At 62.1% G+C, this 13261-nt stretch carries 14 protein-coding genes and 5 pseudogenes; 13 read left to right on the top strand and 6 right to left on the bottom strand.

The genetic code is table 11. The features are described 5' to 3' along the window. Positions 1–162: 162 nt before the first annotated feature. From SB756_RS07360 to SB756_RS07335, 6 genes and pseudogenes are all read left to right on the top strand, one after another. The gene (locus SB756_RS07360) at positions 163–1677 is read left to right on the top strand and encodes an amidase (RefSeq protein ID WP_341795813.1); all 1515 of its coding nucleotides are present in this window, start codon (positions 163–165) and stop codon (positions 1675–1677) included. 74 nt (positions 1678–1751) lie between these two features. Continuing rightward, entirely contained in the window at positions 1752–2333 is a 582-nt protein-coding gene (gene nthA / locus SB756_RS07355; protein WP_341795814.1) for a nitrile hydratase subunit alpha, read from the top strand. A gap of 40 nt (positions 2334–2373) precedes the next feature. Next, positions 2374–3036 (top strand): nitrile hydratase subunit beta, encoded by a 663-nt coding sequence (gene nthB / locus SB756_RS07350; protein WP_341795815.1) that lies wholly within the window; start codon positions 2374–2376, stop codon positions 3034–3036. Then, entirely contained in the window at positions 3033–4322 is a 1290-nt protein-coding gene (locus tag SB756_RS07345; protein WP_410910533.1) for a GTP-binding protein, read from the top strand. The genes nthB and SB756_RS07345 overlap by 4 nt, the downstream gene beginning before the upstream one ends. Continuing rightward, positions 4282–5307, top strand: a pseudogene (locus SB756_RS07340) (PAS domain-containing protein); the annotation flags it as partial. The gene SB756_RS07345 and the pseudogene SB756_RS07340, both read left to right, overlap by 41 nt. Then, a pseudogene (locus tag SB756_RS07335) lies at positions 5302–5592 on the top strand (methyl-accepting chemotaxis protein); the annotation flags it as partial. The pseudogenes SB756_RS07340 and SB756_RS07335, both read left to right, overlap by 6 nt. Positions 5593–5774: 182 nt before the next feature. Here the strand turns inward: SB756_RS07335 and SB756_RS07330 are convergent. Beyond that, complete coding sequence (locus SB756_RS07330) at positions 5775–6065, bottom strand: hypothetical protein (RefSeq protein ID WP_410910532.1); 291 nt, start codon at positions 6063–6065, stop codon at positions 5775–5777. A 471-nt stretch (positions 6066–6536) separates the two neighbouring features. Here SB756_RS07330 and SB756_RS07325 point away from each other — a divergent pair. From SB756_RS07325 to SB756_RS07315, 3 genes and pseudogenes are all read left to right on the top strand, one after another. Further along, positions 6537–6803, top strand: a pseudogene (locus tag SB756_RS07325) (alcohol dehydrogenase catalytic domain-containing protein); the annotation flags it as partial. A gap of 31 nt (positions 6804–6834) precedes the next feature. After that, entirely contained in the window at positions 6835–7068 is a 234-nt protein-coding gene (locus tag SB756_RS07320) for a PLD nuclease N-terminal domain-containing protein (RefSeq protein WP_341795819.1), read from the top strand. A 32-nt stretch (positions 7069–7100) separates the two neighbouring features. Next, on the top strand, positions 7101–8420 hold the full coding sequence (locus SB756_RS07315; RefSeq protein WP_410910531.1) for an SDR family oxidoreductase: 1320 nt from the start codon (positions 7101–7103) through the stop codon (positions 8418–8420). Positions 8421–8608: 188 nt separating this feature from the next. Here the strand turns inward: SB756_RS07315 and xth are convergent, their stop codons facing one another. Continuing rightward, the gene (xth, locus tag SB756_RS07310; protein ID WP_341795821.1) at positions 8609–9406 is read right to left on the bottom strand and encodes an exodeoxyribonuclease III; all 798 of its coding nucleotides are present in this window, start codon (positions 9404–9406) and stop codon (positions 8609–8611) included. Next, positions 9403–9645, bottom strand: coding sequence for a hypothetical protein (locus SB756_RS07305; RefSeq protein ID WP_410910530.1), 243 nt, complete (start codon positions 9643–9645; stop codon positions 9403–9405). Before SB756_RS07305 ends, xth begins: the two co-directional genes overlap by 4 nt. An 80-nt stretch (positions 9646–9725) precedes the next feature. On the opposite strand from SB756_RS07305, the pseudogene SB756_RS07300 reads away from it, so the two are divergent. From SB756_RS07300 to SB756_RS07290, 3 genes and pseudogenes are all read left to right on the top strand, one after another. Continuing rightward, positions 9726–9851, top strand: a pseudogene (locus SB756_RS07300) (protease); the annotation flags it as partial. A 129-nt stretch (positions 9852–9980) separates the two neighbouring features. Then, the gene (locus SB756_RS07295; RefSeq protein WP_258656974.1) at positions 9981–10901 is read left to right on the top strand and encodes a DUF72 domain-containing protein; all 921 of its coding nucleotides are present in this window, start codon (positions 9981–9983) and stop codon (positions 10899–10901) included. Between the two features lie 157 nt (positions 10902–11058). Next, a pseudogene (locus SB756_RS07290) lies at positions 11059–11409 on the top strand (phospholipase D-like domain-containing protein); the annotation flags it as partial. Here the strand turns inward: SB756_RS07290 and SB756_RS07285 are convergent. Then, entirely contained in the window at positions 11337–11567 is a 231-nt protein-coding gene (locus tag SB756_RS07285; RefSeq protein WP_341795824.1) for a metallothionein, read from the bottom strand. The pseudogene SB756_RS07290 and the gene SB756_RS07285 sit on opposite strands and share 73 nt — an antisense overlap. Further along, the gene (locus SB756_RS07280; protein ID WP_341795825.1) at positions 11567–12025 is read right to left on the bottom strand and encodes a phosphotransferase system, HPr-related protein; all 459 of its coding nucleotides are present in this window, start codon (positions 12023–12025) and stop codon (positions 11567–11569) included. The genes SB756_RS07285 and SB756_RS07280 overlap by 1 nt, the downstream gene beginning before the upstream one ends. A 189-nt stretch (positions 12026–12214) precedes the next feature. Here SB756_RS07280 and SB756_RS07275 point away from each other — a divergent pair, with 189 nt between their 5' ends. Next, on the top strand, positions 12215–12565 hold the full coding sequence (locus SB756_RS07275) for a hypothetical protein (RefSeq protein ID WP_410910529.1): 351 nt from the start codon (positions 12215–12217) through the stop codon (positions 12563–12565). A gap of 47 nt (positions 12566–12612) precedes the next feature. Here SB756_RS07275 and SB756_RS07270 read toward each other — a convergent pair whose 3' ends face one another. Further along, positions 12613–13137 carry a cupin domain-containing protein gene (locus SB756_RS07270; protein WP_410910706.1) on the bottom strand — a complete coding sequence of 175 codons (525 nt, stop codon included), beginning with the start codon at positions 13135–13137 and terminating at the stop codon, positions 12613–12615. Positions 13138–13261: the final 124 nt, after the last annotated feature.

The following is a 13261-nucleotide window of genomic DNA, read 5'->3' as shown; positions in this document are numbered from 1 at the left end:
CCTGGCCCAACGCAGTCCTGCTCAACACAGCGACTGTCCTGCTCAACCAAGTAGGCTCCCCGCGCTGGCGCTAGGTTAGTACCAGGCCCAACCGCGGCGAGCCTCACGAACAGCTAATTGCCAGCCCCTTGGTCCGGCACCGGAAAGGAAAAAGGACACCCCATGGCCATCACCCGCCCAACGCTCGAACAACTGCAGGCGCTCGCCAGCCGCCTGCACATGCAACTGACGCCCGAGCAAGCCAGCGAGTACCTGGCGCTCATGCAGGGCAGCCTCGACGCCTACGACCTGGTCGACGAACTACCGGACTTCACGCCGCTGGTGCGCTACGAGCGCACGGCGGGTTATCGCCCCTCCAGCGCTGAGAACCCGCTGAACGCCTGGTACTACCGCACCGAGGTGATGGGCGCCAGCACCGGTAAACTGCTCGGCAGGACGGTCGCGCTCAAGGACAACATCTCGCTGGCAGGTGTGCCGATGATGAACGGCGCCTCGCCACTGGCCGGTTTCGTGCCGTCGTTCGATGCCACCGTGGTGACGCGTTTGCTCGACGCTGGAGTAACCATCCTTGGCAAGGCCACCTGCGAACACTATTGCCTGTCCGGCGCCAGCCACACCTCCGACCCGGCGCCCGTGCACAATCCGATGCGTCCTGGCTTCAGTACCGGCGGCTCGTCGTCGGGCAGCGCGGCGCTGGTCGCGGCGGGCGAAGTTGACCTGGCGGTGGGTGGCGACCAGGGCGGGTCGGTGCGTATTCCCGCGGCCTGGTGTGGCATCTACGGTATGAAGCCGACCTTCGGGCTGGTGCCCTATACCGGGGTGATGGCCATCGAGGCCACCTTCGACCATGTCGGCCCGATGACCTGCAGTGTGCGCGACAACGCGCTGATGCTCGAAGTCATGGCCGGTACCGACGGGCTTGACCCGCGCCAAGGTGCGCCGGAGGTCGATAGCTACAGCAACTACGTTGGGCGCGGTGTCAGCGGGCTGCGCATCGGCATCCTCCAGGAAGGTTTCCAGCTCGCCAACCTTGATCCGCGGGTTGCCGAAACGGTACGCAGCGCCATCGCCCGGCTCGAGGCGTTGGGCGCGGTGGTCGAGGAGGTGTCGGTGCCCGAACACACGCTGGCGGGCTCGTTGTGGAACCCGATCGGCTGCGAAGGGCTGACCATGCAGATGATGCACGGCAACGGCGCGGGCTTTAACTGGAAAGGCCTGTACGACGTCGGCCTGCTCGACAAGCAGGCCGGCTGGCGGACCCAGGCCGACGCCCTGTCTCCTTCGCTCAAGCTGTGCATGCTGGTTGGCCAGTTCGGCCTTGAGCACTACCACGGCCGTTACTACGCCAAGGCCCAGAACCTCGCGCGCTTTGCCCGTGCCGGCTACGACAAGGCACTGCAGCGCTACGACCTGCTGGTGATGCCGACCGTGCCCATTGTCGCCCAGCCGCTGCCGGCGCCGGATTGCTCGATCACCGAGAACGTCTCGCGCGCACTGGAGATGCTCGGCAACACCGCCGCACAGGACATCACTGGCCACCCGGCCATGTCCATCCCTTGTGGCCTGGTCGACGGCCTGCCGGTCGGGCTGATGCTGGTCGGCAAGCATTACGCCGAAGGCACGATTTACCAGGCCGCGGCAGCCTTCGAAAACGCAGTGGACTGGCGCACGCTGTAGGCGCTGCGCCTCTGCAAAAAACAACCAGAACAGCAATACCATCAACAACCGCGTCGAACGAGAGGAGTAATCCCATGACGGCAACCTCAACCCCTGGCGAGCGGGCGCGGGCACTGTTTGCAGTGCTCAAGAACAAGGACCTTATCCCCGAGGGCTACATCGAACAGCTCACCGAACTCATGGAACATGGCTGGAGCCCGGAAAACGGCGCGCGCATCGTCGCCAGGGCCTGGGTCGACCCGCAGTTCCGCGAACTGCTGCTCAAGGACGGTACCGCCGCCTGCGCCCAGTTCGGTTTCACCGGCCCGCAGGGCGAATACATCATCGCCCTGGAAGACACCCCGCAGGTGAAGAACGTGATCGTCTGCAGCCTGTGTTCCTGCACCAACTGGCCGGTGCTGGGCCTGCCGCCGGAGTGGTACAAGGGCTTCGAGTTCCGTGCGCGGCTGGTCCGGGAGGGGCGTACGGTACTGCGCGAGCTGGGCACCGAGTTGCCCGACGACGTGGTGGTGAAGGTTTGGGACACCAGCGCCGAAAGCCGTTACCTGGTGCTCCCGCAACGGCCCGCCGGCTCGGAGGACATGAGCGAAGAGCAGTTGCGGCAACTGGTCACCAAGGACGTGCTCATCGGTGTCGCCGTGCCCCGGGTCGGTTGAGTCGGTCCATCCACTTCATTCACCTTCCGGAGTATTCAATATGGATGGCTTCCACGATCTCGGCGGTTTCCAGGGCTTTGGCAAAGTGCCCCATCGCATCAACACCCTGAGCTACAAGCAGGTATTCAAGCAGGACTGGGAACACCTGGCCTACAGCCTGATGTTCATCGGCGCCGATCACTTGAAGAAGTTCAGCGTCGACGAAATACGTCACGCCGTCGAACGCATCGATGTGCGCCAGCATGTCGGCACCGAGTACTACGAGCGTTATGTGATCGCCACCGCCACGCTGCTGGTCGAAACCGGCGTCATCACCCAGGCCGAACTGGACGAAGCACTGGGTTCGCATTTCAAGCTGGCCAACCCCGCCCATGCGAAAGGGCGTGCGGCAATCACCGGGCGAGCGCCTTTCGAAGTGGGCGACCGGGTCATCGTGCGCGATGAATACGTGGCCGGGCATGTGCGCATGCCGGGTTATGTGCGCGGCAAGCAAGGCGTTGTGCTGCACCGGACCACCGAACAGTGGCCGTTCCCGGATGCGATCGGGCATGGCGACCAGAGCGCTGCGCACCAACCGACCTACCATGTCGAGTTTCGCGTGCGAGACCTGTGGGGCGATGCCGCAGACGATGGGCTGGTGGTGGTAGACCTGTTCGAAAGCTACCTGGACAAGATCGAAGGTTCGGGAGCGGCGCGCCCATGAGCAATAGCGCCCAGGCGGGCCGACTGCCGGTGACGGTCCTTTCGGGCTTCCTCGGCGCAGGCAAGACGACCTTGCTCAATCATATCCTGCGCAACCGCCAGGGTCTGAAGGTGGCGGTTATCGTCAATGACATGAGCGAGGTCAACATCGATGCCTCCGAGGTGCAGCGCGAGGTTGCGCTGCACCGTGGCGAGGATGAATTGATCGAGATGAGCAACGGCTGTATCTGCTGCACCCTGCGTGCCGACCTGCTCGAGCAGATCAGCGCGTTGGCGCGCCAGCAGCGCTTCGATTACCTGTTGATCGAGTCCACCGGGATTTCCGAGCCGATGCCGGTCGCCGAGACCTTTGCCTTTCTCGACACCAACGGCTTCAGCCTTAGCGAACTGGCGCGCCTGGATACCCTGGTGACGGTGGTCGATGCCAGCCAGTTCATGGCCTTGCTCGATTCACCCGAAACCGTCGCCCGTGCCGATGCCACCAGCGATACCCCAAGGCGTCCGCTGGCCGACCTGCTGATCGAGCAGGTCGAGTACGCCAACGTGATCCTGGTCAACAAGCGCGACCTGGTCGATGAGGCCGGCTACCAGGCGCTGCGGTCGATTCTGGCCGGACTTAATCCGGGGGCGCAGATCCTGCCGATGGTCGCCGGCAACGTAGCGCTGTCGAGCATCCTTGGCACCGGGCTGTTCGATCTGCCCAGCCTTGCCGCAGCGCCCGGCTGGATGAAGCGGATAGACGCGCACGACACACCGGCTGCCGAGTCGGACACCTATGGCGTGGTGTCGTGGGTGTATCGCGAGCGCGCCCCGTTCCATCCGCAACGCTTGCTCGAATTTCTTGCCCGTCCCTGGCGCAACGGTCGGTTGCTGCGCAGCAAAGGCTATTTCTGGCTTGCGAGTCGCCACCGCGAAACCGCGCTGCTGGTGCACAGCGGCAAGCAATTCCAGTGGGACTACGTAGGGTATTGGTGGCGCTTCATCGACCCCTCGCAATGGCCGCAAGACAAATATCGCCTGCAGGGCATCACGGCCAAGTGGGACAGCATCGTCGGCGATTGCCGCCAGGAACTGGTGTTCATCGGCCAGGACCTGGACACCCAGGCACTGCAACGCGAGCTCGACCACTGTCTGTTGAGCCCGCAGGAAATCGCCAGCGGCCCGTCGGCCTGGCCAGCGTTGCCGGGGGCGGCCGACTTCGACAGCCAGACCGTGTCAGTCCGGCAGGCGCAGTCATCGTCGGCTGATGCCGCCATGCAACCGGAGGTGTCGCATGCTGTTGTTTAATCGTACCAGCCGCTGGGTTTTGGCCCCGCTGGCCGACCGCCTGGAGCAGCCCGACCAGCCGAGCGCGCCATTGTCTTCGGCCAATCCGCTGTTGCGGCGCATCCTGGCAGGCGTGGAGCGCGTGCTGCAGGAGCGGCGCGAGTTCAACGAGCAGGCTCGTGTGCTTGCTTTGCAGGTCAGCCAGCTGGAGCAGCGCCTGGCTGAGCGCGAGGCACTCGCGCAGCAACTGGAGGCGCGCTGGACGCTGGTCACCCAGGGCGCGGATGAGCTGTTCTGGCAACTGCATCCAACGACCGCCGCCACCCCAGCGCCGGACTGTGCGATGCAGTGGACAGGCTCGGCCTCGCTACAGGCGCCGCGCCTGACCCGGTTGGGGCAGTGGAGCGAGCAACTGCACCCTGCCGACCGACAACCCCACATGCAGGCACTGGCCCGGCACTTGGCCGATCGCAGCGGGCGCACGCCGTTTGCGCTGGACGTGCGGATGAAACCAGCGGCCGGCGGTGACTATCGCTGGTGCCGGATCAGCGGCAGTTCGCAGCGCGACGCCCACGGTGTCTCGGTGGCCACGGCCGGCACCCTGCGCGACATCCACGAGCAGTACCTGCGTATCCAGGAATTGGAGCTGGCCGCCGAACGTTTCGATATTTCCCGCGAGATGCTTCACGACGGCCTGTGGGATATCGAAGTGGTGGCGGGCGATCCGGCTAACCCGGGCAACACCATCTGGTGGTCATCGCAGATGCGCAGGCTGCTGGGCTGCAGCACCGTCGAGGAGTTTCCCAACACCTTGGAAAGCTGGACCTCGCGCCTGCATCCCGACGACAGCGAGCGCGCCATCGCGGCATTCGTCGCTCATGTGGAGGACCACAGCGGCAATACCCCGTTTGATGTGGAGTACCGGCTCAGGCACCAGAGCGGCGCCTACCGCTGGTTCCGCGGCCGCGGGCAAACCCGCCGGGGTCAGGATGGGGCCCCGCTGCGGGTAGTCGGGGCTATCACCGATATCCATGCCCGCCATGAGGAAAGCACCATTCGCGAGGCCCAGGCGCAACAGCACCAGGTGATGCAGGAGACCCTCGGCAAGCTTACCCATATCGTCGCCACCATCCAGGGTATCGCCAGCCAGACCAACCTGCTGGCCTTGAATGCCGCCATCGAGGCAGCGCGGGCAGGTGAGGCCGGACGCGGGTTCGCCGTGGTCGCCGACGAGGTGCGCAAGCTGGCCACGCGCACCAGCCAGGCCACTCAGCAAGCGGCGCAGATGATCGACAACTGACCGAGCGCGATGGACCAGTAACGGTCCTTCGTGATCGGCTGTAGCCTGCCAATAGCAGACAACCCGAAAGCCCTTGTTTCTTCACCCGCCCGGAGTTTAGATGGAGCGGTTTGCATTGAGCAGTTGGCCGTCAGCACCTGCGTCTAACGACCAACCTCGAACTACACAGTGTCCTAGGCCACCTGCTTCGCTTCTGGCCGTTGATCTGTAGCCAGACGCCTGGCTCTACCAACACCCCAGGCCAGAGCTCGAGTCATGGATTCGCCTGGGCGAGAATCGAATGTTTCTTCATGCAATGCCATTCCACATCCAGCGTACACACCGATGAACATTTGCGTCTGACCGGTGCGCGAGAGCCTGACCTGGACATCAATCGTGGTGCCGTCATCAAGCTCTTCGTCATGGATACGATGATGAAGCACTGGATCCGCCCAATCCCAAAACACATCACCTCGAATACGCATGCCGCCCTCCTACGACTTTAGTCTTATATGGAACCCTCACCATAGCAATGCAATGAGGCAGTTCAATCACTTAGGCGGTAGAAACATGAGTATCAGACGACCGGCCCCAATTCCGATACAAGAAAATTTTCTTGTACAACTTTCTGGTCAAGTGGACAGAGCAGGCGTCCGCGTTGCCAAGAGGTGCATAAGCGGTTCGAAGCGGCTCCCCGTTAGCTGCCGACTCAACTGGCGACACGGCTTTGCTTTCACAGTCAGCTCCGGTACCTACTACACAATGGTTAGAACTGCAGCTTCCAAGCATTTCGGCTTCCGCGATACCTTCCTGGTCGTCACACTTCGTTCGCTCCTGCAGCGGAAAACAGTCTGCCCCCCTCAAGCATTACCACTGAATCTGTTGTTTTGAACTTTGCATGGCCTGCAAGCTTCCCCTGCATACCCCCACGATTTTGTGATGCAGGAGCGAGGAGTATGCGAGCACTGACTTACCACAGAGCAAACGATGTAAGGGTCGATAACGTTCCTGATCCCGTCATCGTTCAAGAAGACGGCATCATCCTCAAGGTGACTTCCACGGCCATTTGCGGCTCCGACTTGCACCTCTATCGAGGCAAAATTCCAGAAACCGAAGCAGGCGATATCTTTGGCCATGAGTTCATGGGCATCGTCGAAGACACCGGGCGTGCAGTCAACAATCTCCAGATCGGCGACCGCGTGGTGATTCCCTACCGCTTGGCCTACGCCCACTACGTGTAGAGGAGGCAAAGTCATGAACGGGGTCGCCAGCTACTTCTGGATTGCCGTAACGGCAATTCTTCTACTCATCGACCTGTGGGCCATCGTCAGCGTGTTCCGAAGCGACAAGACCGATACGGTCAAAGCGGCCTGGGCCCTGCTGATCGTCGCGCTACCGCTGGTTGGACTGGGTATCTGGGGCGTTGCTGGCCCGCGTGGTATCAAGCGAGGTACCGGGCCCACTTCCGACGAGCACAGCAAAGGCTGACATTTCCGAGCTCCACTTACAGGGGTTTCAACATGATCGATCAAGCAACAGGCATGAAATCAAGCGAACGCTATCGCGTGGAAAACGTGGAGCGCGCTCATCAGTTTCCAGGCTTCTTTCAAGACGGGAAGTATTATCTCGGCCCTGAACTTCTCACCGCCGTGGGCTGGCTTGAGGGTACACGCTTCATCTACGATAGCCTGGATGCCGCAGGTGAACCCGTTTTTCCAAACCGAGAGGCAGGCACGGTCGAAGGGCTGACGTTGACCCTGGTCGATGGCACCGCGCTTGAACTCTCGCGGATCGAGGCCAGCGAAACCGTTGCCCCCCTTGACCACAGTGCCTCGGGTACAGAACGAGAAGCGCCTAACAGTGGCGCTTCGGTCAAAGGGCCTCTGCGCGGTAAGGTCGTGGTGGTCACTGGCGCTTCCAGCGGTATTGGCCGAGCCGCGGCGCATGCGTTTGCGTGCAAAGGTGCTCGCTTGGTGCTCGCCGCACGCGACGAAGAGGCGTTGTTCGATGTCCTGGATGAATGCACCGATTGTGGAACCGATGCCATAGCGATCACGACCGATGTCACCCGCAACGACCAGGTTCAAGCGCTGGCGGCGCAGGCCGCAGAGTTTGGCCATGGGCGAATCGATGTCTGGGTCAACAACGCCGGGGTTGGTGCGGTCGGCCACTTCGAGGACACCCCATTGGAGGCACACGAACAGGTCATCCAGACCGACCTGCTCGGTTACCTGCGAGGTGCCTACGTCGCCCTTCCCTTCTTCAAGGCGCAGGGCAGCGGCATTCTGATCAACACGCTGTCGCTGGGCAGCTGGGTGGCCCAGCCCTATGCCGCCGCTTACTCGGCGAGCAAGTTCGGCTTGCGTGGACTGACCGAGGCATTGCGGGGCGAATTGACGGCGTTTCCCGACATCCATGTCTGCGATATCTATCCTGCAGTTATGGACACACCGGGCTTCCGGGATGGGGGCAACTACACCGGGCATGCGTTGACACCACCAGGCCCCATATACGATCCCGAAATGGTGGCAAACGCCATGGTGGCCTGCGCAATCTCGCCTCGGGCTCACACCACGGTTGGCGCTGCGGCGCGCCTCGCGCATCTGGCCAGCTACCTGATACCCGGGCTGCCTCGGTTGTCAGGGAGGCTGACGCGCTGGGGGATAAATCGCAGCCCCATAGCCGAAGCATCATCTGGCAACCTCTTTGAGCCTCCAAGTGGCAGGAGGGGTATCGACGGAGGCTGGAGGAAGCCAAAAGACAAAACGCCGCTGCTGATAGGCGCAGCGGCGCTGGGAATCCTTGTGGGTCTTACACTCACACATTCACGACGCAGGTAACCAAGAGCAGTCTGCGCACTGAGCAATGAGCGTGGTCTCATTGCGAGATCACGTGCGCTTTCCCAATCAGCGTAGCCGACGCTGATCACTGAAGATGAATGCGATGAGGGGAAGTGCGTGAAACTTTGCCGATGGGTGCCCAGACGCCTATCCTGCCCACACGCTCCAGGGAACAGCCGCCCTGCCAGCTAGCGTTGCTGGCGGCGCGAGCCCAACTGGATCCAGACCGGCGCATGATCACTGGCCTTGGCTTCGTTGCGCACCCAGGCATCCACGCCCGCCTGCTTCAGATAAGGGCTGAGACTGAGGTTGAGCAGCAGGTGATCAATACGGAGCCCGGCATTACGCGCCCAATGATTGCGAAAATAATCCCAGAACGTGTAGATGCGCTGCTCGGGATACAGGTGGCGAACAGCATCGACCCAGCCCTGCGCCAGTAACTGTTGGAAATACGCCCGCGATTCAGGTTGCAGCAGCGCGTCCTTGAGCCATGAGCGCGGGTTGTAGATGTCCAGATCGGTCGGCACAACATTGAAATCGCCGGCCAACACCGCAGGATGGCCGCTGCCATGCAGTGTTTGGGCATGCTTGATCAGGCACTCGAACCAACGGAGTTTGTAATCGAACTTCGGGCCGGGTTGCGGGTTGCCATTGGGCAAGTACAAACAGCCGACCAGCACGCCGTGCACCGCAGCTTCCAGATAGCGGCTTTGCTGATCGTCCTGCATGCCAGGCAGCCCGCGACGTACCTCCAGCGGCTCGCTATCACGCGCCAGGATAGCCACGCCGTTCCATGAGGGTTGCCCTTGGTAAAGGCAACCATAACCTGCCGCTTCGATGGCCTGGCGAGGAAACTGCTGGTCGGCCGCCTTTAGTTCCTGCAAGCAGGCAATGTCCGGCTGCTCCCGTTCCAGCCAGGCCAACAGCGTGGGCAGGCGGCTGCGGATGCCATTGATATTGAAGGTGGCGATCTTCAGCGCTTTCATGCGTGAGGGTCACTCACATGAGCCTGCACGGCATCTTCCAGTGCCCGGATATGTGCCTCATCGGCCAGTGCCTTCAGCGCCAACCAGTCATCCCAGTCAATCGCACCATCGTCCCGCAGCGCCTCGGCGGTGCGTACCAGTTCATGGTGATAGGCATCCGGCGATTCGCGCCGGTAGCTGATGTCGTCGTACTGCGCGTACCAGGCTTCAAGTTCAGGAATGCTGCGGTCGATACTCATGACGGCTGCCTCGTTCTATCCCTGCTAGTCAGAGCCCAAGAGCCGCGCAACGTTCAACCGCAACAGTCAGTTGGGCAAAACTGGGTGGCAAGCGCGTAGCCTTTCTGGTCACCGATGGCTTCGAACAAGTGGAGTTGACGGGACCTCGTGAAGCCTTGCAGAAAAACGGGGCAGTGGTCGACATTCTAAGTGATAACGAAGGCAGCAGGTGGCCACTGGGAAACGATTGCAGCACCGGTAACGTTCCTTTTTCCATGCCAGCCACTCGTCAATCCTGTTGAATCCTCTTGTCCTGCTGCCTGTCGCTACTGTTAAGTACAGGACCGCAGGGGACTATGGTGAGCGAGATCCGCATTGGAATTTCCGGTTGGCGCTATGGCCCATGGCGCAAGGACTTCTACCCCGAGGGACTGCGCCAGAACGACGAGCTGGCGTTTGCCTCGCGGGCAGTCAACAGTATCGAAATCAACGGTTCGTTCTACGCACTGCAAACCCCCGAACGCTATGGCAAGTGGCGTGACGAGACACCGCAGGGGTTCGTGTTCTCGGTCAAGGCGCCGCGCTACATCACCCACGTACGCAGGCTCCGCGAAATCGACGAGGCGCTTGCCAACTTCTTCGCATCGGGCCCCTTGCTGCTGGGTGACAAACTCGGCCCCTTCCTGTGGCAGTTTCCCCCAAACCTGAAATTCGACGCGCAGCGCTTCAGCGACTTCCTGGCCAAGCTGCCACGCGACCGCAAAGCCGCCCGCAGCCTTGCGCGCCACGCCGCTGAACGCCTGCAAGGCAACGGCGGCACTGCCGTGCCGGGTAATGCGCGCCTGCGCCACGCCGTGGAAATCCGCCACCCCAGCTTCCTCTGTGACACCTTCATCAACCTGCTACGCAAGCACAAGGTTGCCTTGGTGGTCGCCGACAGCGCCGGCAAATGGCCCTATGTCGAAGAGGTCACGGCCGATTTCGTGTACTTGCGCCTGCATGGTGATGTCGAGCTGTACAGTAGTGGCTACACGGCCAAGGCGTTGCGGCGCTGGCGCCTGCGCATACAAGCCTGGGCTGCAGGCAGCCAGCCTGAGGATGCTCAGCGTGTGATGCGCCGCGCCCCGGCAAAACGCACCTCCCGCGACGTGTACTGCTACTTCGACAACGACCAGAAAGTCCATGCCCCTTACGATGCCCGCCGCCTGCTGGACAAGCTAGGGCTTGACGGCGAGCTGGTGACCGAACCAGGCGTCGAGCCGCAGGAGCCGCTATGAACCTGAGAGCCTGCCACCGGACGAGCCGGTCATCGTCGCCGGCGACATCAACGACTGGCGCCTGAAAGCAAATGCGCGGTTATCGGGCTACTTGGTGGAAGCTGTCGGCAAGCCGACACGCAGCTTTTCCGCGCACCTGCCGATGCTGCGCCTGGACCGTATCTACCTGCGCAATGCCCACGACAAGATCGGTCAACCCTTGCGCCACGCCCTGATCGATGCTGCGGGGCGCGGGGTGCGGGTCGAGGTGACGCTAATCCTCCAGGGGCAACCGGACATGCGCTGGGTACGCGCGCTCTCGCGACGGCTCTACAACTACCTGTTGCGCGACCACGTGCGCATCCATGAGTACTGCCAACGGCCGCTCCATGGCAAGGTTGCGTTGGCGGATAACGACTGGTCCACCGTTGGTCTCACATCTGGCAGCAACTGGCATCATGGCGAAATCGGATCACTCGCCGGAAATGTTTCATCCAGTGCATTATCGACATTGGACTCTTTCGTGTGAGACAACTCACCACACTTGCAGTCGCTCATTCGACAGGGTTCGCCATTGCGATGGCCATTCGCACAGGCCTCGCAGCAATAGGCCTTGCCATCCTGGATCACAGCGTTGGCATCCACGGTGCAAGAACAATGGGTGCAGGAACAACGTTGTTCATTCATCACGGCTCTCTCCCTTCGTCATCGGGCACCACGTCATCGGTCCACGGCTCGCCGTCCAGCGGCGCGGAGCGGGCCAGTTCGGCCTCGTCCAGGCCGAAACCGCCACCGATCTCGTGGGCATCTACCTGGCGCAAGGCCTTGTCCGCCGGGCCGCCGCTGCCAGGCTCATCCGGATCGCGGGCACCGGTCTCATCGAGCAGCGTATCGGGGCTCAGGTCATCGAGGGTGACGTTGTCCTCGTGCAGGCTGTCGCTCAACGCCTCGCCGCCGGTCATGCCGCTTTCAGCAACACGCCGGGGCGGGTAATCCTCGGCGATCTCCCGCGCCGGACGCTCGTCGCCGACACGTCCCTGGCGCTCATCGCGGCGTTCGCTGAAATCCAGCTCGTGGACGCTGCCCATGCGGTCCTCGGTGTCGTCGATCTCAATGGGCGGTCTTGGGTCATGAGGTGTGGACATGAACGCTCTCCATCTGTGGGCTTCACCCGGTCGACCCTCCCCGGCGGCAAATGATTCAGAGTTTCTGCCAGCCCCCACCCCTCGCATTTTTGAACTCCTCACGCCACCGCGCCTTCCGTCGCTCAGCAGGCACCCTCCCGCGAGCGGCTGGCCAAACAGTAGGTGAACAACCCTGAAAGGAGTTTCACCATGACACCCACAAAACCCTCTGCGTTTGTGCTTACCCTGTGCCTGGGCTTCGCTGCACCACTTGCCCTGGCTGCCACAGACCTGAACGATCAGCGCGCCCCGGGCGTGCAACCGCACGACAATGGTCAAATGAACGGCCAAGGCGGTGCCACGGGCTCAGGAACACCAGGCGATGGCATGGGTACGGGTAATGGCGGTACTGATGACAATGGGACGGACAACACGGGCGGTGACGGTACCAACAGTGGTTCGGGCACCGGGGGTAATGGCTCTGGTGGCAGCGGTACAGGCTCGGGCAGTGGTGGCGGAGGCTCATCGGGTAGTGGATCCGGCGCAGGTTCCGGCAGTTAGGTGAAATGGCCGAAGGCAATGGACCACTCGGCCTGACTGCAGCGCACTCAGCGCCAATGCGTCATCAACGCACCCCGAATGCCGCCGACCGGGTCTTGCTGAGGTAGCGGTACTTTGGCGATGCGCGCAACGGCACGCTGGTGCGCTGCCCTGTCGGGACGCTGGATGTCGTAGTTTTCCTGCCCGTAGGGATAGGCGCCGACCACCAGAAACTTATCGCTGCACTCGATGCAGCGATGGCCCGTACCAGCTGGCAGCACCAGCACATCGCCCCGCTCCACGCTAACGCTCTGCCCTGATTCCCCGCCAAGCGTCAATCGCGCCTGCCCCCAGGCAATGCCCAGCGCCTCATGAGCGTTAGGGTGAAAGTGGTGATAATCGAAGATTCCGTCGCGCCACAGCGGGGTCCATTGGTGAGCCGTAAACAGCGCTTCGAATGCGCTGGCATTGTCCCCCGACGGATCGAGCTTCAACCGGTAGAACAGCACGGGAAAACGGCTGTTCGGCGTGGCGCCGTCGTCTTCGAAATACAAGGCCTGCACGCTGGCATCTTCTGTATTCATGAGCGTCATGATGCGCACCCTGGCGGTCATCGGTTCACCTTCGAACCCGTCGGCTGTTGCGAGGTTCCAGCCGGCAGACGGGTGAACATACCGTTGAAACTTTCCCGACACGTGCCAAGTCCAGACACCTATC

Origin of the sequence: Pseudomonas sp. SIMBA_068, from assembly GCF_046534705.1 — a bacterium.
Classification (GTDB): domain Bacteria; phylum Pseudomonadota; class Gammaproteobacteria; order Pseudomonadales; family Pseudomonadaceae; genus Aquipseudomonas; species Aquipseudomonas putida.
This window is presented reverse-complemented; position numbering and strand designations above follow the sequence as displayed.

Excerpts from the sequence above, each read along its gene's own strand:
- SB756_RS07360 (WP_341795813.1), top strand. The coding sequence starts at position 163 with ATGGCCATCACCCGCCCAACGCTCGAACAACTGCAGGCGCTCGCCAGC.
- nthA (WP_341795814.1), top strand. The coding sequence starts at position 1,752 with ATGACGGCAACCTCAACCCCTGGCGAGCGGGCGCGGGCACTGTTTGCA.
- nthB (WP_341795815.1), top strand. The coding sequence starts at position 2,374 with ATGGATGGCTTCCACGATCTCGGCGGTTTCCAGGGCTTTGGCAAAGTG.
- SB756_RS07345 (WP_410910533.1), top strand. The coding sequence starts at position 3,033 with ATGAGCAATAGCGCCCAGGCGGGCCGACTGCCGGTGACGGTCCTTTCG.
- SB756_RS07330 (WP_410910532.1), bottom strand. The coding sequence starts at position 6,065 with ATGCGTATTCGAGGTGATGTGTTTTGGGATTGGGCGGATCCAGTGCTT.
- SB756_RS07320 (WP_341795819.1), top strand. The coding sequence starts at position 6,835 with ATGAACGGGGTCGCCAGCTACTTCTGGATTGCCGTAACGGCAATTCTT.
- SB756_RS07315 (WP_410910531.1), top strand. The coding sequence starts at position 7,101 with ATGATCGATCAAGCAACAGGCATGAAATCAAGCGAACGCTATCGCGTG.
- xth (WP_341795821.1), bottom strand. The coding sequence starts at position 9,406 with ATGAAAGCGCTGAAGATCGCCACCTTCAATATCAATGGCATCCGCAGC.
- SB756_RS07305 (WP_410910530.1), bottom strand. The coding sequence starts at position 9,645 with ATGAGTATCGACCGCAGCATTCCTGAACTTGAAGCCTGGTACGCGCAG.
- SB756_RS07295 (WP_258656974.1), top strand. The coding sequence starts at position 9,981 with ATGGTGAGCGAGATCCGCATTGGAATTTCCGGTTGGCGCTATGGCCCA.
- SB756_RS07285 (WP_341795824.1), bottom strand. The coding sequence starts at position 11,567 with ATGAATGAACAACGTTGTTCCTGCACCCATTGTTCTTGCACCGTGGAT.
- SB756_RS07280 (WP_341795825.1), bottom strand. The coding sequence starts at position 12,025 with ATGTCCACACCTCATGACCCAAGACCGCCCATTGAGATCGACGACACC.
- SB756_RS07275 (WP_410910529.1), top strand. The coding sequence starts at position 12,215 with ATGACACCCACAAAACCCTCTGCGTTTGTGCTTACCCTGTGCCTGGGC.
- SB756_RS07270 (WP_410910706.1), bottom strand. The coding sequence starts at position 13,137 with ATGACGCTCATGAATACAGAAGATGCCAGCGTGCAGGCCTTGTATTTC.